This window comes from Pseudoalteromonas sp. J2K-J031 (assembly GCF_058197095.2).
In genome coordinates this window covers 2,144,026-2,162,759 of sequence record NZ_CM200279.1, presented here as the reverse complement: position 1 = coordinate 2,162,759, position 18,734 = coordinate 2,144,026, and the positions used below count along the sequence as shown (strand labels likewise).

The window sequence follows — 18,734 nt, the reverse complement described above, 5'->3', positions numbered from 1 at the left end:
ATAAAAATGACGAGGTTATCGAATGCGCACATACAGTTATACAGTTGAATTAACTCAGCCCAAGGCCGCTGAGTTTGTGCATTTGCGCCAAGAGGTCGGTTGGGGTCAATTGCCGCTTGATTTAGCCCAAGCAGCGCTGGAACAATCACTGTTCCATGTGGCGATCCGTATGCAAGGCGAGTTAGTTGCAATGGCTAGGGTGATTGGTGATGGCGCATTATTTTTTTATATTCAAGATGTGATTGTTGCGCCAAGTTATCAAAAGCAAGGGCTGGGTGCTGTATTAATGGAGCAAATACAACGGTATTTGGCCACGGCCGCAAACAAAGGGGCGACCGTGGGGCTTTTATCTGCCAAAGGCAAAGAAGCCTTTTATCAGCGCTATGGTTATTTGGTGCGGCCAAATGAGCAGTTAGGCGCGGGGATGTGTGCGTTTATTTAGCCCACTCCCCCTAACAACTCTTTCAGCATCTTTCACTTTAAACTCATACCATCGATAAAACCGATGGCGTTATTAGCTTTAAATCGTTCGCCATAACAAGCGTTTAGCACTATACCTATAAAGGCAATTTAGTCTGAAAGTAAAATCAATAGGAGCGTGTTATGGCAGATACAGCAAAATGTCCGTTTAATCATACTGCAGGCATGGGGACATCTAACCAAGATTGGTGGCCAAATCAATTAAATTTAAATATTTTGCACCAGCACTCTTCATTTTCCTCACCGATGAAAGCGGATTTTAATTATGCCGAGGCATTTAAAAGCCTAGACCTTGATGCGCTAATTCAAGATTTAAACCACTTAATGACAGACTCTCAAGATTGGTGGCCTGCGGATTATGGCCATTATGGTCCTTTTTTTATTCGTATGGCATGGCACAGTGCGGGCACATATCGTACCGCCGATGGCCGTGGTGGTGCAGGGTCGGGTTCACAACGCTTTGCGCCGCTAAATAGTTGGCCTGACAACGGAAACCTTGATAAAGCAAGGCGTTTACTTTGGCCAATTAAACAAAAATATGGCGCTAAAATATCGTGGGCTGATCTGATGATTTTGGCTGGTAACTGCGCCCTTGAAACCATGGGCTTTAAAACCTTTGGTTTTGCTGGTGGACGCGTTGATATTTGGCAGCCTGAAACCGATATTTATTGGGGCAATGAAGATACTTGGCTTGGTGATAAACGCTACCAAGGCGATCGTGAACTTGACAATCCTTTAGCCGCAGTGCAAATGGGGTTAATTTATGTCAACCCCGAAGGCCCCAATGGCAAACCAGATCCGCTAGCTTCAGCCATTGATATTCGCGAAACCTTTGCCCGTATGGCAATGGATGACGAAGAAACAGTAGCACTGATTGCAGGTGGCCATACATTTGGTAAAACCCACGGGGCAGGCGACCCCGCGCATGTAGGGCCAGAGCCTGAAGCTGCTGGGATCAGTGAGCAAGGTTTTGGTTGGATAAACAGCATGGGCAGTGGTAAGGGCGTTGATACCATTACCAGTGGGCTTGAAGGGGCGTGGACGCCAGATCCAATCAAATGGGATAACGGCTATTTTGATACCTTGTTTGGTTACGAGTGGGAAATTGTAAAAAGCCCTGCAGGAGCGACACAATGGGCACCTAAAAATGGTGCAGGAGCTGGCACAGTGCCAGATGCACATGATGCGAGCAAACGCCATGCACCTATGATGGCCACCTCCGATATTGCGCTGCGAGAAGATCCAATATATGCCAAAATTTCTAAGCGTTTTCATCAGCATCCTGAGCAGCTTGCCGATGCTTTTGCCCGAGCTTGGTATAAATTAACTCACCGTGACATGGGGCCAAAAACCCGCTGTTTAGGCCATTTAGTGCCAAAAGAAGAGATGATTTGGCAAGACCCTATTCCAAAACGAGATTATCAGCTGATTGATGCTGCGGATATTGTGGAATTAAAAAGTAAAATTTTGGCATCTGGCTTAACGGTGGCGCAAATGGTGTCAACGGCCTGGGCTTCGGCTTCAACCTTTCGAGGCTCAGACAAGCGTGGCGGCGCCAATGGCGCTCGTATTCGTTTAGCGCCGCAAAAAGATTGGCAGGCAAATGAACCTGCACAACTTGCGGTTGTACTCGGTGCGCTTGAAACAATTCAGCACAGTTTTAATCACAACCATAAAGCAAAGGGTAAACAAGTATCACTGGCAGATCTAATTGTGCTTGCGGGCAGTGTTGCCATTGAACAAGCCGCGGCAAATGCGGGTGTGAAAGTGGAGGTGCCATTTAGCGCTGGTCGAACTGATGCAAACAGTGAGCACACCGATGAGCACTCGTTTGCGGTGCTTGAACCCATTGCTGATGGATTTAGAAACTATCAAAAAATGCAATTGAGTGTGCCAGCCGAAAAGCTGTTAGTTGATAAAGCGCAACTATTAACCTTAAGTGCCCCAGAAATGACCGTATTAGTAGGCGGTTTACGGGTTTTAAATAGCAATGTTGGTCAAGCGCAGCATGGGGTTTTTACCACACAGCGTGATACGTTAAGTAATGATTTTTTTGTTTATTTACTTGATATGCGTACCAAGTGGCAATCAACCGATAAACATGAAACTCAGTTTGAAGGACGTTGTCGTCAATCGGGTGAACTCAAATGGTTAGCCACGCGGGTTGATTTGGTGTTTGGCTCAAACTCACAACTGAGAGCCATTGCTGAAGTGTATGCCAGTACAGATGCCAAAGAACGCTTTATTCATGACTTTATTGCTGTTTGGGTCAAAGTGATGGAGCTTGATAGATTCGATTTAGCGTAATATAAAAACCCTGCCAAGTTGCGCGGCATTAACTTTTGTATGGCTCAGCTTTGTAGGCTAAAAAACAAAACCCCTGATCGTATTAACGGCTCAGGGGTTTTTAGTTTATAGCCCATGCTGTTTGTACAGATTTAGCGATTAAAATTTAAGCGCTTAACAGCGCCATAGCGTCACGCAGCGCTGCATCAATTGCTTGATTTTTCATTTGTTGCTTTTCAACATCAAAATTATCGTAAAAACTGGCAACAGAAAATGAAGCTTTAACGTCAGCGGCAAAAAATGGCGCCGATCCCGTTGCTGCGGCTAGTACTGACTTTGCACCGCCTGGGCCTGGTGACGTGGCTAATAAAACCATGGCTTTGTTTTGAAATACTTTTTGGTTGATACGCGACATCCAATCAAAAATATTTTTGTATGCTGCGGTATAAGAACCATTGTGTTCTGCAAATGAAATAACCACTGCATCGGCTTGGCCAATTTTAGTGAATAAGCGCTGAGCAAGTTCAGGAATGCCATCTTGCGCTTCACGATCACCGCTGTAAATTGGCATTTCGTAATCATTTAAATCAATTAATTCAACCGTATCGCTCACAATGCTCGCAGCGTAATGTGCTAATTGTTTATTAATAGATTGGCGAGAGTTGCTGGCAGCAAAAGCGAGTACATTCATAATAAATATCCTTAAAGTGGTAAGTGATGGTTGTTGCACTAGCAAGATGCGGATAACGTTTTCTCAAATGCAAGTAAGCGCGTGCCTTAACCGATAGAAACAGTGTATATTAAGTTTATATGTTTATTAATAGTGTAAAAGTGGAGTCACTGTTTCCATATGATTAGTAATCAGCTGTTTGATGGCATCGAAATTTTTGTTCAAGTGGTCAAATGTGGTAGTTTTAATGCTGCAGCGAGTGTGCTTGGCCATTCAAGTTCGCACATCAGCAAAGAAATAAGCAAACTTGAAAGTCGAATTGGTGTGCGGTTAATGAACCGCACCACACGTTCGTTGTCGCTCACGCCCGAAGGTGAGGCGTATTTTCAACAATGTGTACAATTAATTAGCGACGCCGAGCAAGCAGTGAGCCTTATTACCGCCGATGATGTGCAGCCAAAAGGCACGTTGAAAATCAGTTGCCCCATCGGATTTAGTCAGCAATATCTGCAATCGGTAATTGCTCAGTATTTAGAGATGTATCCCAATGTCACCCTTGAATGGGATTTGAGTGATAAGCGAATAGACTTAATTGCTGATGGCTACGACTTAGCTATTCGAGCCAGTGAGCAGTTAGTTGAATCGAGTTTAATTTGCAAGCGGGTATTTCACTGTAAAGCCCATGTGGTGGTCTCAAAAGGCTATATTGAAAAGTATGGTCGCCCACATCACCCTCGAGAATTGGCTGCCCATCATTGTATTTGTTATTCCAATCTTAAAATGCCTGGGCGCTGGGATTTTATTGAGCGAGATGGCACACCGTTTCAGGTCGATGTGCGACAAAAAGTACGCTGCAATAATGGACAAATGCAATTGGCGTTAGTGCAAGCTCATCAGGGGATCACCCGATTACCGGCTTTTTATCTAAATGATGCGCTGCAAAATGGGGAGCTGGAAGTATTGTTTTGTGATTATAAAGAGCCAGAGGTGAATGTGTATGCCATTTATCCAAGTCGCAAGCATTTGTCGCCAAAAGTACGTTGTTTTATTGACTTACTGAGCAGTAGTTTTGCTCAGTAAGTCGGCCTGTTATTTTTTAACGCAGGCAAATAATGCGTTGCCCGCTGTGCCTTGCCAAGGCACGAGTTTATCGTAATCGTGCTCAAATACATGCACGTCAAAATAAGGCTCTAGTAGTTGTTGTAGCTGGCTAAAACTCACTGCAACCATTGAATGGCTGTCTTGCCACGACTGTGTAATACCGTTATCGGTTTTATCTATGCTTAACATTAATGCTTGTGCATTGCCGCTGCCCTGGTAATGCCAATTAGATGCAAATTTAAATAGGCTGCTGCCATGCTGTGCGCTGTGGCTAACAAACGAGTTGTTATCAATTTTATGTTTATCAACGGCATTAAAACAAAATAAGCCTTGTGCATTAAGTGCAGCATGTGCACTAGCGATACATTGGCTTAATCGCTCAAGTTGCGCGCTGTAATGAATCGAATACAAAAAACAGGTGATGAGATCGGGCGGCGTTTCGGTGCTAAAGTTACACATATCTTGCAGGCTGAAGTCTGCATCGGGGCAGCGAGTTTGGGCTAAATCAAGCATTGGTTGATTAATATCAAGACCGCCACTTTGGTAACCAAAATCAATAAAATGCGCCACATGTGGGCCAGTACCACAGGCTAAATCTAAATGTTGGCGACCATTGTTACCAAAGAGCTGCTGTAAACGGTGTATAGTATGACTTTGCTGCAGATAATCAATGTCAGCACACATTAAGTCATAATAACCTGATAAATCGGTATAAAGGGAGTTGGAGGTCATTGTTACCTACTTGAGTGGATAGAACAAAAAGCGGCTGTTCATACACCAAAAGGTAAACGAAAATGGCAGCTCAAGGCGAAAAACGCGCATATTACTGTAACTGAGGGAATTTGGGTATGTGTTTTTAATTAAAATGCGCGTTTGTTATGGTTGTAATTAAACACGTTGTTCGTGATTTATTTATCAAACCTCGGCGCGTCAATATGAGTATCACTTTGATTGCCTTTCATATTTGTCATTCGAAAAATAATACTTTGACGAGGGTTTTGTTCAATAATCATCAAGATATATTTATATTGTAGTTATTTTTATTTTCAACTGAACAGGGTAATTTAATGTAGATTAGGCTCTGTGTTGTCTGACTCTTGTAAACCGCAGACAATTATTTCTTCTCCTAAATGATACACATTATGCACTGCGACATAGGTACCAGACACCACTCCAGTCAGCGGTAATAAAAGAATGCCACCAATGGAATAATAGTTATTGTTGTCTTCATGAAGATTAAATACCTTAAGTGTTTTTTTATCGCTTGAAATCTCACATTTAGTGTAATGAGTGGGATCAGTGACTGGTAATACAATACATCCCGAAATGAAGGTTGTTAAGGCGAGGGTGAGTAATCTTACTTTCATGGACACAATCCTTTGAAAAATTAGAGTTAATAAATTAACCTGCACCAAGTTTATAAAGGTGCTATTTTTGCGCAAAGGACATGATCTTGCCACATACCTGCAATTTTTAAATAGCGCTTGGCATACCCTTCTTGTTCAAAACCTAACTTATTTAAAACACGTGCGCTGCGTTCATTGTTTGGCATATAGTTTGCCATTACTCGATTTAAGCCAACAACATTGAAAATGTATGAAATTGTGGTCTGTAAAATCTCAGTCATGTAACCTTGATTTTCATAGTCTTTTGCAATTGAATAACCAAGAAAGCACGCCTGAAAAGGCCCTCTAACAACCTCAGAGAAAGTACAGATGCCAATCATTTTTGGCCTAGGTTCGTTGCTAAAAGCAATAAATTTATATTCAGTGCCCTGTTTAAACGCTGCTTCACTGCTTTTTGCCATGTTCACCCAATATTGTTTGGTAAAATAATCGTCAGAACGAGTCGGCTCCCAAGGCGCTAAATGTTGTTTATTTTTAATATGATAGTCTAATACTGATTCAACATGTTCAGTCGTCATTATTGTTAGTGTGGTTCTTTCAGTATTGAGCACTTTGACACCTTATTTACTATCGTTTTTCCTACAAATCTCACTATATGATTATAAATAACTGTTTGTTTGAAGAAAATGTTTAGGTATTTAAGGCAGATTAAATTAACTCAACTGCGTTATATAAGGCTACTTAGCTATTAATAGAATACGAAAGTGTCGACTTTAATCTATCAGTAGTCTTTAAACTGGCATCAGTTTTATCATGGCTCTGCTTATATCTACAATAAATCAACCGCTTGTAGAGATGTGAAAATGACGGGAATAGGGGCTGTAACTTAAGCACTATATGATAAGTTGTAAATGTTCCATAACCTCAAACACAAATATGAGTAATAGTCACAGTGGGTTAGCGTCCTAAACCACTGTGACTGGTTTAACTTAATATCAAGTTAAAATCATGGTGTTTAAAAGTAAGTTTGGGCCATTTTAGTGTGCAACTGATTGAGGCCTTGTTGTATTTCGTCAATAAATTCATGCAGCATTTCTTGTTTTAAGGTTTCAGGTTGGACATTGCTTAATTGGCGCTGTACAACGTTTACTTGTTCAATAACCGTTTGGCTATTGGGTAAGTCCACTAAACAAAATTGAACTTGTTGCAATGTGTGATTTAGCGCCCGAGGAAATTTATCGTCGAGTAATAAAAATCGTAAAACATCACGACGATTGACTCGTAGGCGCATTTGACGGCGATACATTTGATAACCGGTGAGTGATTTTAAAACACTCATCCATTGGATGTTTTCAAATGGCGTGATTTCATTTTCTAAATCAGGTAATAAATTGGCTGAGCGGACATCAATAATGCGCGTGGTCATATCTGAACGCTCAATATTACGACCAAGACGTAAAAAATCATAGCCTTCATCATGAGTCATGGTGCCGGCTAAATTACCCGTTATAGCCTGATTTGCTTGAATAATGCTATTGAGAAATTGATGTCTGTATCGACCACTTTTGATTTTATGTTCGTTCTCTTTGGCAAATAAATAGACTGAATTAATTTGCTCCCATGCTTCGCGGGGAATTATTTCGCGAATAGTGCGGGCATTTTCACGTGCCGCCACTAAAGAACTCATAATTGAACTGGGGTTACGTGTATCCGCGATTAAAAAAGAAGCGACACTCACTTCATCGGTATGGTCGTAATACGTATCAAATATTTCTCTTGATGACATAATATCAAGGATAGGTGCCCAACCTAGACGAATGTGTTTAGGTAAATCGAGTAATAAGTTCGCGTTTACGTTAACAATACGAGCTGTGTTTTCAGCTCTTTCTAAGTAGCGACCTAGCCAATAAATATTATTGGCAACGCGTGAAAGCATGCTCATAATGACTCCATATCAACAATCCAAGTATCTTTACTGCCACCACCTTGTGAGGAGTTGACCACGGTTGAACCTTTTCGCAGTGCGACGCGTGTAAGGCCACCGGTTGTGACTGTCACTTCTTTTGCGGTTAAAATAAATGGGCGCAAATCGAGGTGCCTAGGTTCAACGGTTTCTTTAACCATAGTTGGTGCGGTCGATAAAATGAGCATTGGTTGAGCGATATAATTACGAGGATCGGCTTTGATTAGCTTTTTGAATTCTTCATGTTCTTCTTTAGTGGCGTGTGGGCCGATGAGCATGCCATAACCACCTGATTCATTAGCTGGTTTTACCACTAGTTTTTCAATATTTTGTATGACGTAATCACATTCTTCAGGGTTGATACATTTATAAGTTGGTACGTTAGGTAAAATGGCTTTTTCACCAAGGTAATATTCGATTATTTCTGGTACAAAAGCATAAACGACTTTATCGTCAGCGACGCCAGAGCCAGGTGCATTCGCTAGGGCCACATTACCCGCTTGCCAAGCACGCATTAAACCAGGTACACCAAGGGTTGAATCAGGATTAAAGACTTCAGGGTCTAAAAATAGGTCGTCTATTCGGCGGTAAATCACATCAACTCGTGATAAGCCTTCAATAGTACGCATATATACACAATCGTTTTCATCAACGACTAAATCATCACCGATCACTAACTCAGCCCCCATTTGTTGGGCTAAATATGCATGCTCAAAATAGGCAGAATTATAGATTCCAGGAGTCAGTACTACAATTTCAGGCTCTTTGATTGCACGAGGGGACAGTGCTGCCAACATATCATAGAGTTGTGACGGGTAATCATCGACTGGTAAGATATTATATTTCTCAAACATTTGTGGGAATACACGTTTCATGACTTGACGATTTTCAAGCATATAAGAAACGCCAGAAGGCACTCTTAGGTTATCTTCAAGTACATAGACAGTGCCATCATTATCGCGCACTAAGTCTGAGCCACAAATATGTGCCCAAACACCCAAAGGTGGGGTAAACCCCTTACATTGAGGTAAGAAATTTTTCGATTTATCAAGTAAGTGGGCAGGGAAAATACCGTCTTTAATGATGTTTTGTTCGTTATATAAGTCATTAATAAATAGGTTTAACGCTTTGACCCGTTGTTTGAGTCCAATTTCAATGGTGTGCCATTCCGTTTTATCAATTAAGCGAGGAATAATATCAAAAGGCCAAGCTCGGTCGATTGATCCCTCTTCATCGTTATAAACTCGAAAAGTGATGCCCATCGTTTGAATGGCGAGATCTGATGCGGCTTTGAATTCGGTTATATCATCATCAGATAGGTTAGAAAGGTAGTGACAAATTTCAGTTGCAAAATGCCTCGGGGTATTCGCTGATTGCAGTAATTCATCATGAAAATTTGCAATGTCGTAGCTATCCCATCGAATGGCCATTAGTTTCTCCTTAAGCATAGTGGGTTCATTCAGTGTAGGCTAAAAAAGAGGCTATTGATACCCTAGCCTCTAAAAGTCTATGATTTCATTTGTTATTTTGAATGCTTTATAACTTCATGCACAAATCGTAATTTGTTTAAAGCAGTTATCGAAATCACAAAAGGATAGGCATCATCATGGCCCATACTGCGGTTTATAGCATTGAATGCTTTGGTGAGCCTACACCAATCATTAAACAGTTGGGTGAAGCTGATTGCGGTGTAGGCATCGTCTATTTTGTCGCATTTAACGAGCGGATTTTTAACTTGATTGCCTGAAATGCTTAACTCATAGTCGTTTGCTGTTTCTAAGGTGTCTACCATGTGGAGGTAATGCGCCCATGTTTCGGCCCAATCTTCCCAAGGATGCATACTGGCATAGGCACTGATCCACACATTTTGCCAATTTGTAGCTGGGCCATTTTGGTAATATTGCTCTAACGCTTGTGTATAGCACAGACGCTCGTCACCAAAAAGAGCTCTAAATGAGTCGATGAAAGGGGTGTTTTGAATCAAACGATCCCAATAATAGTGGCCTGACTCGTGGCGAAAGTGGCCAATGAGTGTGCGATATTGTTCGTTCATTTTTTCACGCATTTCGATACGCGCACTGCTTTGGGCTTCGTTCAAATTAAGGGTAATTAAACCTGCACTGTGCCCAGTGATCACATAATCTTTGACGGTTAATTCATTACCGTACTCGTCTTCAATTTGGTCTTCTAAAAAAGAGAAACCTAGTCCAGTGCTAGGATCAACTTGGCGATCTACAATCGGCAACTTAAGTTTTAACAGTGTAAAAAGTAGACGTCTTTTTGACACTTCCATGTTGTACCACAGTTTGATGTTTTCAGGCTTTTCAAGGTTAGGAATAACAACATTTAAGCGACAAGACTGGCACAGGTCATGTGGATCATCGGCAGGCACCATCCAATTGCAGACATCATGATGCCAATAATTTTTGCATTGGCGATAAAGGCGATCGTTGGTTGCAACCTTATAGAAACCTTCTGGCGTTATTGTTAACGCGGTGAGTTGCAAGTCTTCAGGAACAAAACCAAGCATGGCGTTACAGTTAACACATTTATTATTGATGAAATGCAGTGTGTTACCACATTGACAGGTAAACGTTTTCAAATGATGTTCCAAAATTATCAGGGATTTTTGAGATGATCCGCAGTGGCATTGCAGTTGAGAGTAACAGCAAACCGCAGTTGATTATAGCTCATTGATTTTGTCATCTAGAAAAGTAATGCAATTTGCATAATCACAAGATGGTGGTATTTGATAATACAGTAGAACCGAAAACGCTAAAAACTAAATGAGTTTAGTTAGGCTGAGCGAATAAAAACGAAAAAAGCGCCAATTAGGCGCTTTGCTCGTAGGATTTTACTATTTTAAAAACAGTTATTTTACGTGTAACAGTTGTTTTGTATTCCAAAGTGGCTGTTTGCCTTCATCTAAACCTTCTAGGAATAAATAAGTTGCTTTACCTTTTAAACCCGCAAGTTCAGCTGGAAGTTTGACGTTATAAATACGTTCTTTGCCATAAGCACCCACGTATTTTGTTACAAGTGTAATTGGTTCAACAAATAAGCTCGATGCAACAGAAATACGCACCAAACCAGTATTTTTCATTCGAATAGGTAATGTTAACTGTTCAGCTGTTACTTCAAGACCAGCAGCACCGGTGGCGATAGGCGTACCACTTGCACGGGCTTTGGGTTGGGCTAATAGACCATCAAGTACTTTTTGTTGTTGAGTTTGATTTTGGCTCACGATATCGGCTTGAGTACGATCAACACGCACATCAGCGATACAGCCGTAGTCTTCAATTAATTGACCAGCATGGTGACCAAAACGAACGGTTTGCATGTAAGACGAACGAATTGAAATATCTTGTGGTAAGGCCTCAAAAGGTGCACCAAAGTCATTAATGAAACTATTGTGGTCACGCACTGACGCACCACCGGCACCTGTTTGCGGATCTTCACCATAAATAACAGCTGCATCATTATCTTGCATTCCACAAACAAATAAATCGGTTGCTGAGTAGCTTTTTGCATCACTTAACACCGCAACCGGTTTGGTATAAACCTGCTTAAATGAGTTGGCATAAAAGGATGGGGTGATTGGAGCATTACGTGAATACTTAGCATTGCTGCCAGCTACTTCTGCTAATGCGGCCGCAAAGTCCGGGTTAGTTTGGCCATACGCTGTTTGGGTATAAATGTATTGGTTAAGAGGTGAGTTCAGCAAACGGTAGTCGTGTGCTTTGGTTTCTTGTGCAATAAATAATTGAGGCAACATTTCTGACAAAAATACATAGCCACCGCCATTACCACGCACATCGATGACCATTGCATCGGTGGTATTTTGTGCAGCTGCAACGGTATCACGAATACCGAATAGCTCATTCACCCAACTCAACTGAGGTGCGAATGTACTAATACGAAGATACCCAACAGTTTGCCCTTTATAAGCAAGGGTATCGAAATAATAAGCACCGCCCGGCGCACGATTATTTTGAGGCCAAGCACTGACTGGTGACGCTTCAATTTCACCCATTTGTACTTCAACTTTACGTGCTAGTTCAAAACCCTCGTAGTGGCTTTGAGTTGAAGCGCTTGGTGGTAACTGCTCAATAAACTCTAGAGCTTGCGGGTTTGTTGTAACTAAAGCACTGGTAGCTTCATGAGTGGCGAATTCGTCACTGGCAGGGGCGATAGGAGCTCCGCCAATTTTCACTGGGTGATACAGTAACCAATCAACCGTAATATCGTATTGTTCATCTGTAGCTGCCGAAACCAAGGTTAGCGTTACAGTATTGTCTGTAGGTAAAGTTGTTGCATGATGACTTTGAAAGCGCATGTCATTGAGTGTTCTTACAAAACCGGCATAAGAGTTAGCACCTGCACTTTTAGGCATGCGGCTTTTAACTGCTTGGGCAATAGGTTGACCTTGGTAAGCAACCACTAAATCACCAGCCTGAGGTACCGTTTGCCCAGGGTAACGATTGGCAAATGATGCCCATACAGAGCTAATTGCGACAGAAAACTCATCACCATTATGAGTGACGCGATCAAAACTAAAAGGTAAATAACTTTGATGCTCAGCAAACGGAGTCGGCAAAGTGTAGTTTAAGTGTAAGTCGCGCTGAGAAATAAATAATTGGCTCAATTGAGTATGAAGTTGCGCTGTGGATAAACTATCAACATTGACAGCGATGTCATTTATGGTCTTGATCGGATCTAAATGGCCGTTTGCGGTCGGAGAAATACCATAATATTCATTTTTTTGATGTTGGTTTACATAGATTTGCTCAAGCACTAATTTGGCTTGTTCAACCAAGGTCACTTTTTGTGCATCGGTTAATTCAATAAAACGTACTTGTTCACGTACGTCTTTAAGTGGCTTCAATTCAAAAGCGTTTGCTAAAGAAGGCACAGCAAATACTAATGCTAAAGATAATGCGGTTAATTTCATTTATATCCCCCTGACGTATTTATTTTTTAGCAACGTGTTTCGCGCTTACTGCGCAACTGGTCACCATTCGAGTCTACTAAAGTTAAAGCACTAAAAGAGGAACTAAAGGTTATAACTGATAAAAAAGAAGTATAAAAATAGGATGAAAACCAATCGGTTAAATTATTTTTTGGTTTTGATAGCGGCACAAAAGTTATGCACAATAAGGATTGGCAGCGAGTTTACATAATGTAAATGGATGTGAATATTACGATTTATTTAGCAATAAAAAATTTACTTTTAGGTGATTTAAATTACATTTCGTGGGGGGAGTTAGGCGCTGGCATGGTTAAACTCACTTAAATATCGTGTAGTGGCCGCATTTGATGTTGGTTTTTCAATCTATTGGCGGCAAGGTTTGGCTATCAAATACAGCTATTTTTAGTCTATAGCAGCGTATGGTGCTGTTGTTTTAATCGACACTATAGGGTGAGAAAGCGGCATTTTATTTAAATTAACGTGTTATTTTACATACGATTTATTTATCTTTATTTTGAGGTGGAGTGGCAAAATAATATGATAATTAACATTTTTTATGCATGAAACACGCTATATACTCATCCACGCAATAATATAAATACATTGACCTTTAGCAAGTACCTTTATTTAACGGAAAAAACGTATGTATCTCATAGTTAAAAACGCGCACATTACAATCATTGCACTGACGTTCATCTTCTTTATTATTAATTTTGCACTGAACATTAAAGGTTCAGATAAAGTAAATAATAAATTACTTAAAATTGGGCCGCATATTTTATATACCTTGTTTGTTGTTACGTTTATATATTTAGTCTCAGTGAATCCACTTAATCTTTATCCCTTCGCTAATGGTTGGGCGTCTTCAAAACTTGCCGGTTTTGTTTTTTATGTGCTTTCAATTACGTTAGCGTTGAAAGCGACAAAAACAGTTTGGCGTATTGTAGGGTTTATTAGTGCCGTTTTCTGGCTTGCAATGACAGGGCGTTTGGCTTTTGCACATCATATTAAAGTTAAAGGGGCCAGTACTGATCCGCAGGCCTATATTGATTTGTCTCAGTCAATGTTAAGCGCTATCTGTTAAAAAGCCGCTTCACGAAACATCAATCTAATCCCATTAACAGTTACAACTGTTATTTGAGATAGGTGGTTTTGTAGTGAGGTTATTTAGGCTCACACTGTCTTGTTGCAGCGTGAGCCTTTTTAATAGGTGGAATATATTTTGCTGTGCAACCATCGTGATGAGCTTTAGCGATGTTTTAGTACAACAGTACCCGCAATCAGATCATGCCAGCCACGGTTTTGCTCATCAATTAAAATCCAAATAAAACCCAATCCAAGCGGTAATGCAGAAACAAAGTAACTTAAATAACGAATAACCCCTTGGCGGGTGGAAATATTTAAGCCTGTTTTAGCGTCCACTACCTTGGTATTCATCACCATTTTACCGGGTGTTGCAGCCTTTTTAACCCAAAACGCCACAGCAAGGATCATCGGCAGTAACTCTTCATAAAACGCATAATTTAAGCTCCAAGAATCTTGTAACGCGAGCCATTGGCTGTCGCCATAAAACACCATAAAACAGGCCGCCAAACATGTACTTAATAAAATCCCATCAATAAGGTGGGCTAAGGATCTGCGCATAAAACCGGCATTGCGTGCATCCGACACGGCATAATAATAGCCAGATTGAGTTGATGTCGTGTTCATAATCATTTCTCGTTTTAATTAGATGACTTGAGTATCGCTTGATAAAAGAGCGATATTTAAAGTTAATGATGAAAGGTCAATGGCGGTGATAAGCTGCAGTATTAACTGCTGAATATTAGATGAACCCACGAATGATGTCGGCGATTAGTTAAATAAGCACGCTAGAGTGCGAAATATGAAATGTGTGATGCGGTATTATTTATATTAACGCACCCATTGGTCTTGTTAATAATTAAACTATCTGACTAGAGATAGATAACTTCAAGATCTACAGTTAATTCAATGCGTTGTTAAATTTCTTATCCAAGACTGAGGTGAAGTAAAAATAGCCAATTAAAATTGAGTTAAGAAATGATACCTTTAAATAACAACGGGTAACGTCTTAACCGATTACCAATAAAATCATCGGCTTGTATTTGTTGGCAAATACGTTCAATGTCATCGTCCACTTCAAACACCCAATCAAACCGCTCAATTGCCAGTAAAAAACCTTTTTTCAGGAAGGTTTGTTGTCGGTAATAATCACAATTTTGCTTAATAATACTGATTTTTTCTGGAGCGCGTTGTAGCTCATCAACCACTTGGCGAATGAACTCAAGTTGGTGTAATGATGTTGTACGTTTTGGTTTTTGTCGGTAAGTGCGACCGATATAAGAACTCATGGTGCGTGCTCTATTTGATGCTTGATGGACTCAATTTTTTTGATAAAGTCATCTTTTTGTTTTTCTTGTTGGTAGTCAAGATGATAGGTATTGTGAAAACCGAAACGCAATACCACACCGCAGCCTTGTAAATAAATAGTGTAACCATCAAAGTCTTTAAATGCGGTTATCCCTTGATATAAAGACCCTTCATACATATAACCTTGGTCGTATGGCTCACCATTGCGCTGAATATAATCAAAAACCGATAATATTGTTTTACTCGATAAATCATTTTTCATTGTTGGGCTCCAGTTGCTTATTGTTACATACGACTTAGGAGTTGTATCAGATTACCTCATGCTTGAAAAAATGAGGCCTATAGCATGTTAATCGGGCGCTGCGTGGGTAAAAAATAGCGGACAAAAGTAGATTTATTATCCAGTATTGGGGTTTTCTAACATTGATTGAGGTTCTGTATTATGTCGCTGATGAGGCGGCTTATTTCGCTTGGGTTTATATCTTTTACTGTTAAAAATCTTTTACGGGCACGGCAATAAAATAGTGGCGCAAGCGCCAGGTTGGTCGGTATTGTTGGTCAGGGTTAAGCTGCCACCATGTTGTTCAATGATATTGCGGCAAAAACTTAAACCAATGCCTTGGCCACCTTGTTTAGTGGTATAAAAAGGCACAAAAATATTATCTGGATTGGCAAGCCCTTGGCCGCAATCTTTAATACTAATGTGATACACGCTAGGTTCTTTTTTTGCGCTGCTTGGCGCAAATGTCGCACTAACATTTACACTAATTTGCACCGGTTCAGCACTGGCTTCCACCGCATTTTTAATTAAATTAATCAGTACTTGGAATAAGAATGTCCGATCAGCATAAAGAGTCGAGCAGCTTATCTCAGCAGTGATCTGAGCTTTAGGGTACAGCAACTTAATTTGTTCAATCAGCGGTTCGCAGTCAATAAAGCTTGGCGTTAACGTGAGTCTTTGATTGATAGACGCGTAGCGACCCACAAATTCATTGAGGTGATTGCAGCGCTCTGAAATCATCGCTAAGGCTTGTTGTTGGCGTTCAGTCGTCAATTGACTCGTTAAATTTTCGGCCATGCTGGCCACTGGGGTAAGTGAATTGCGAATTTCATGGCCTAAAACCCGAATAATTTGCTGCCAAGCGTTCAGTTGGCTTTCACGCAGCGCGCTACTGATGTTGATCATCACCAGTAATTGATGGGTTTGGCCTTGTTCAACAAATTCACTGTGGCGAATTTGCCAATGTTGCTGGATGATCACATCGCTAAATTGCCACTGCCCGTTATTAAACACTAATCCTAAACTGCTTACGCCCATATAGCGCAGGCTTTGCCAAGGCATGCCCTTTAAATCACCATAGGCTTGATTGGCGTAATCGAGTTTGTTTTTTTGGTCCAGCACCACAATCGGCACATTAAAATGAGCAATGAGCTGGTAGACTAAAAAAACATGTTGGTCATAACGTGATTTTTTGTGGTACAGCGATTCACTCAGCGCAATCAGTTGCTGTTGCAGTGCGTTTACACAGCCGTAAGGGTAACTGGGTTTAACAATTTGGTTATAGTCTTCATTTAAAATGGCATCCAAATGCGCCTGATTACGCTCAAAACTATTCACCACAGTGCGATAAAAGCGCTTAAACAACCAGCCAAACAAAGCACTAAAACAAAGCGTGCCAAAGATGGGTAAACTCTGATTGGCTGCAACATGACTGAGTAAGATATAGCATGCCACGCTACTAAGTAGGCATGATAGCAGCGCAAAACAAATGAGTGTTTTTTCAAGTGACGCTTCAAACAGTAACGTGCGAGGTTGAGGTGTTTTTTTTGTCTGCATTATGATTCTTTATGGTGCGCAATGGCGTACTTTTCGAGGCGACGATACATCGATGACTTGGTTAAACCCAGTAATTTTGCCGCCGCAGGAATATTACCTTGGCTGCGCTCAAGAGCCAAATCGATTAATGTGCGCTCCGCTTGGGCCAAGGTCATTAAGGGTAAACTCGCCGTTGGCTTGGTCGGTTGTAAGTTTAAATCAGCCTCTGCAATATGGTTTTTACTTGCTAACAATACCGCACGTTCCATCACATGGCCGAGCTCGCGCACATTCCCCGGCCAGCGGTATTGGCGCAAAGCGTGTTTTGCATCGTCAGTCAGTGTTAATGCAGGGCGTTGATATTTAGCACAATGCTGGGAAATAAAGTGTTCGGCTAAGGGCACTATGTCATCGGTGCGCTCACGCAGTGCCGGCACTCTAAATTCAAGGGTATTAACGCGGTAATAAAGATCTTGGCGAAAGAGTTCGCGGTCAATTAGCTTATTAAAATCGCCATTTGAGGCACAAATCAAGCGAATATCCACCTGTTGGGTATGGCTTGAGCCGACCATTTCAAATTCATTTTTTTCTAGCACTCGTAACAATTTTGCTTGTTGTGAAAGTGGAATATTGGCAATTTCATCTAAAAATAAACTACCGCCATCAGCCAGCTCAAAACGGCCAATTCGTTGCTCTTTAGCATCGGTGAACGCGCCTTTTTTATGACCAAACATTTCACTTTCAAATAAGTTTTCAGCAATAGCACCCATATTAACAGCGACAAAAGGTTGGCTCTGGCGTTGAGATTGCTGGTGGATCCACTGGGCAATTTGAGTTTTGCCAGTGCCGTTTTCGCCAGTCAGTAAAATATTTGCATCGGTTGACGCCACACTGCCAAGTGCATTAAATAAACGTGTCATCACATCACTGTGGTAAACAAAGGTGGGTAATGTATTGTGTTGTAATTGTTGATTGAGTTTTTGGTTTTGTTTTGCCAAATCGGCTAATTTAAGTTGCTGTTTGATTAGGCTGATCAGGCGCTGGTTTTGCCACGGCTTTTCGATAAAGTCAACGGCACCGTGTTGCATGGCGGTGACTGCTAAATCAACACTTGACCACGCCGTCATGGCTATTACAGGTAAGGTCAGTTGCTGCTTTTGCAGGTACTTTAAAAAACTCAGCCCTTCGTCGCCCGAGGTGGTATCGCGGCTAAAATTCATATCCAGTAGCACTAAATCAACCTCAATGCCTTGCTCAAGTAGCTCTTTGGCATAAAACGGGTTTTCGGCTTCAAGCACCTTAAAATGGTGATCTTCTAAAATAAAGCGGGCGCTTAAGCGAATTTCGGGGCTGTCTTCAATAATTAAAATTGTGGCGGACATGGTTCTTCCAAGTTAATGCTGTGCTGCTGACTGTTATGACAAAGCGATAAGTATGCCAGCATTTTAACGCTAATTTTTCAGTGTGTTAGTGCTAGGGTAGCACTAAATTGAGTCACTTTGTCCGAAATCGAACTACAACAGTCCGATTTTGGGACGATGTGAGGTCTTTTTATTTTAGCTCGAGCTTTGGTTGTGCAAGGTATTGAAGCGCACTATTAGGCACAAATAGGCTAGGCACAAATAGGTATAAAAAAGTATCACGCAGTTCAAAACTGAACTAATTAGTCCGAAAATGAAATAAAAAAAAGGTTTGTACTATTACGAATTATT

General features: G+C 41.0%; 17 protein-coding genes. 4 read left to right on the top strand and 13 right to left on the bottom strand.

Annotated features, from left to right (window positions below):
- Positions 1–22: 22 nt before the first annotated feature.
- Together AC3KZC_RS09725 and katG are read left to right on the top strand one after the other, a co-directional pair.
- Positions 23–442, top strand: coding sequence for a GNAT family N-acetyltransferase (locus AC3KZC_RS09725; protein ID WP_490578735.1), 420 nt, complete (start codon positions 23–25; stop codon positions 440–442).
- Between the two features lie 161 nt (positions 443–603).
- Positions 604–2,787, top strand: coding sequence for a catalase/peroxidase HPI (katG, locus tag AC3KZC_RS09720; RefSeq protein WP_490578736.1), 2,184 nt, complete (start codon positions 604–606; stop codon positions 2,785–2,787).
- A gap of 145 nt (positions 2,788–2,932) precedes the next feature.
- Here the strand turns inward: katG and AC3KZC_RS09715 are convergent, their stop codons facing one another.
- Positions 2,933–3,457: an NADPH-dependent FMN reductase gene (locus tag AC3KZC_RS09715; protein WP_490578737.1), complete on the bottom strand. Its 525-nt coding sequence runs from the start codon at positions 3,455–3,457 to the stop codon at positions 2,933–2,935.
- Positions 3,458–3,616: 159 nt separating this feature from the next.
- On the opposite strand from AC3KZC_RS09715, the gene AC3KZC_RS09710 reads away from it, so the two are divergent.
- Positions 3,617–4,516 (top strand): LysR family transcriptional regulator, encoded by a 900-nt coding sequence (locus tag AC3KZC_RS09710; RefSeq protein ID WP_490578738.1) that lies wholly within the window; start codon positions 3,617–3,619, stop codon positions 4,514–4,516.
- A 9-nt stretch (positions 4,517–4,525) separates the two neighbouring features.
- Here the strand turns inward: AC3KZC_RS09710 and AC3KZC_RS09705 are convergent, their stop codons facing one another.
- From AC3KZC_RS09705 to AC3KZC_RS09675, 7 genes are all read right to left on the bottom strand, one after another.
- Positions 4,526–5,269: a class I SAM-dependent DNA methyltransferase gene (locus tag AC3KZC_RS09705; RefSeq protein WP_490578739.1), complete on the bottom strand. Its 744-nt coding sequence runs from the start codon at positions 5,267–5,269 to the stop codon at positions 4,526–4,528.
- A 332-nt stretch (positions 5,270–5,601) separates the two neighbouring features.
- Complete coding sequence (locus tag AC3KZC_RS09700) at positions 5,602–5,904, bottom strand: hypothetical protein (protein ID WP_490578740.1); 303 nt, start codon at positions 5,902–5,904, stop codon at positions 5,602–5,604.
- Between the two features lie 50 nt (positions 5,905–5,954).
- Complete coding sequence (locus AC3KZC_RS09695; RefSeq protein ID WP_490578741.1) at positions 5,955–6,494, bottom strand: GNAT family N-acetyltransferase; 540 nt, start codon at positions 6,492–6,494, stop codon at positions 5,955–5,957.
- Positions 6,495–6,898: 404 nt separating this feature from the next.
- A complete protein-coding gene (locus AC3KZC_RS09690) occupies positions 6,899–7,825 on the bottom strand; it encodes an alpha-E domain-containing protein (RefSeq protein ID WP_490578742.1) in 927 nt (308 codons plus the stop codon).
- Positions 7,822–9,276, bottom strand: a complete 1,455-nt coding sequence (locus AC3KZC_RS09685) for a circularly permuted type 2 ATP-grasp protein (protein ID WP_490578743.1) — start codon at positions 9,274–9,276, stop codon at positions 7,822–7,824. Before AC3KZC_RS09685 ends, AC3KZC_RS09690 begins: the two co-directional genes overlap by 4 nt.
- 92 nt (positions 9,277–9,368) lie before the next feature.
- The gene (locus AC3KZC_RS09680) at positions 9,369–10,448 is read right to left on the bottom strand and encodes a zinc-binding metallopeptidase family protein (RefSeq protein WP_490578744.1); all 1,080 of its coding nucleotides are present in this window, start codon (positions 10,446–10,448) and stop codon (positions 9,369–9,371) included.
- Positions 10,449–10,718: 270 nt separating this feature from the next.
- Positions 10,719–12,797, bottom strand: a complete 2,079-nt coding sequence (locus tag AC3KZC_RS09675) for a S41 family peptidase (RefSeq protein ID WP_490578745.1) — start codon at positions 12,795–12,797, stop codon at positions 10,719–10,721.
- A gap of 661 nt (positions 12,798–13,458) precedes the next feature.
- Between AC3KZC_RS09675 and AC3KZC_RS09670 the strand changes: the two genes are divergently transcribed.
- Entirely contained in the window at positions 13,459–13,899 is a 441-nt protein-coding gene (locus AC3KZC_RS09670) for a SirB2 family protein (RefSeq protein WP_490578746.1), read from the top strand.
- Between the two features lie 164 nt (positions 13,900–14,063).
- Here the strand turns inward: AC3KZC_RS09670 and AC3KZC_RS09665 are convergent, their stop codons facing one another.
- The 5 genes from AC3KZC_RS09665 to AC3KZC_RS09645 all read right to left on the bottom strand — a co-directional run bounded on the left by AC3KZC_RS09665 (position 14,064) and on the right by AC3KZC_RS09645 (position 18,404).
- Positions 14,064–14,525, bottom strand: a complete 462-nt coding sequence (locus tag AC3KZC_RS09665; protein ID WP_490578747.1) for an RDD family protein — start codon at positions 14,523–14,525, stop codon at positions 14,064–14,066.
- A 344-nt stretch (positions 14,526–14,869) separates the two neighbouring features.
- Positions 14,870–15,187, bottom strand: coding sequence for a hypothetical protein (locus AC3KZC_RS09660; protein WP_490578748.1), 318 nt, complete (start codon positions 15,185–15,187; stop codon positions 14,870–14,872).
- Complete coding sequence (locus tag AC3KZC_RS09655) at positions 15,184–15,468, bottom strand: DUF3081 domain-containing protein (protein WP_490578749.1); 285 nt, start codon at positions 15,466–15,468, stop codon at positions 15,184–15,186. The genes AC3KZC_RS09660 and AC3KZC_RS09655 overlap by 4 nt, the downstream gene beginning before the upstream one ends.
- Positions 15,469–15,708: 240 nt before the next feature.
- Positions 15,709–17,043: a sensor histidine kinase gene (locus AC3KZC_RS09650; protein WP_490578750.1), complete on the bottom strand. Its 1,335-nt coding sequence runs from the start codon at positions 17,041–17,043 to the stop codon at positions 15,709–15,711.
- Positions 17,043–18,404 (bottom strand): sigma-54-dependent transcriptional regulator, encoded by a 1,362-nt coding sequence (locus tag AC3KZC_RS09645; protein ID WP_490578751.1) that lies wholly within the window; start codon positions 18,402–18,404, stop codon positions 17,043–17,045. The genes AC3KZC_RS09650 and AC3KZC_RS09645 overlap by 1 nt, the downstream gene beginning before the upstream one ends.
- Positions 18,405–18,734: the final 330 nt, after the last annotated feature.

Bases quoted from the DNA above. Each gene is read 5' to 3' on its own strand.
- AC3KZC_RS09670 (WP_490578746.1), top strand. From the start codon at position 13,459: ATGTATCTCATAGTTAAAAACGCGCACATTACAATCATTGCACTGACG.
- AC3KZC_RS09690 (WP_490578742.1), bottom strand. From the start codon at position 7,825: ATGAGCATGCTTTCACGCGTTGCCAATAATATTTATTGGCTAGGTCGC.
- AC3KZC_RS09655 (WP_490578749.1), bottom strand. From the start codon at position 15,468: ATGAAAAATGATTTATCGAGTAAAACAATATTATCGGTTTTTGATTAT.
- katG (WP_490578736.1), top strand. From the start codon at position 604: ATGGCAGATACAGCAAAATGTCCGTTTAATCATACTGCAGGCATGGGG.
- AC3KZC_RS09685 (WP_490578743.1), bottom strand. From the start codon at position 9,276: ATGGCCATTCGATGGGATAGCTACGACATTGCAAATTTTCATGATGAA.
- AC3KZC_RS09705 (WP_490578739.1), bottom strand. From the start codon at position 5,269: ATGACCTCCAACTCCCTTTATACCGATTTATCAGGTTATTATGACTTA.
- AC3KZC_RS09665 (WP_490578747.1), bottom strand. From the start codon at position 14,525: ATGAACACGACATCAACTCAATCTGGCTATTATTATGCCGTGTCGGAT.
- AC3KZC_RS09645 (WP_490578751.1), bottom strand. From the start codon at position 18,404: ATGTCCGCCACAATTTTAATTATTGAAGACAGCCCCGAAATTCGCTTA.
- AC3KZC_RS09675 (WP_490578745.1), bottom strand. From the start codon at position 12,797: ATGAAATTAACCGCATTATCTTTAGCATTAGTATTTGCTGTGCCTTCT.
- AC3KZC_RS09710 (WP_490578738.1), top strand. From the start codon at position 3,617: ATGATTAGTAATCAGCTGTTTGATGGCATCGAAATTTTTGTTCAAGTG.
- AC3KZC_RS09700 (WP_490578740.1), bottom strand. From the start codon at position 5,904: ATGAAAGTAAGATTACTCACCCTCGCCTTAACAACCTTCATTTCGGGA.
- AC3KZC_RS09725 (WP_490578735.1), top strand. From the start codon at position 23: ATGCGCACATACAGTTATACAGTTGAATTAACTCAGCCCAAGGCCGCT.
- AC3KZC_RS09650 (WP_490578750.1), bottom strand. From the start codon at position 17,043: ATGCAGACAAAAAAAACACCTCAACCTCGCACGTTACTGTTTGAAGCG.
- AC3KZC_RS09660 (WP_490578748.1), bottom strand. From the start codon at position 15,187: ATGAGTTCTTATATCGGTCGCACTTACCGACAAAAACCAAAACGTACA.
- AC3KZC_RS09715 (WP_490578737.1), bottom strand. From the start codon at position 3,457: ATGAATGTACTCGCTTTTGCTGCCAGCAACTCTCGCCAATCTATTAAT.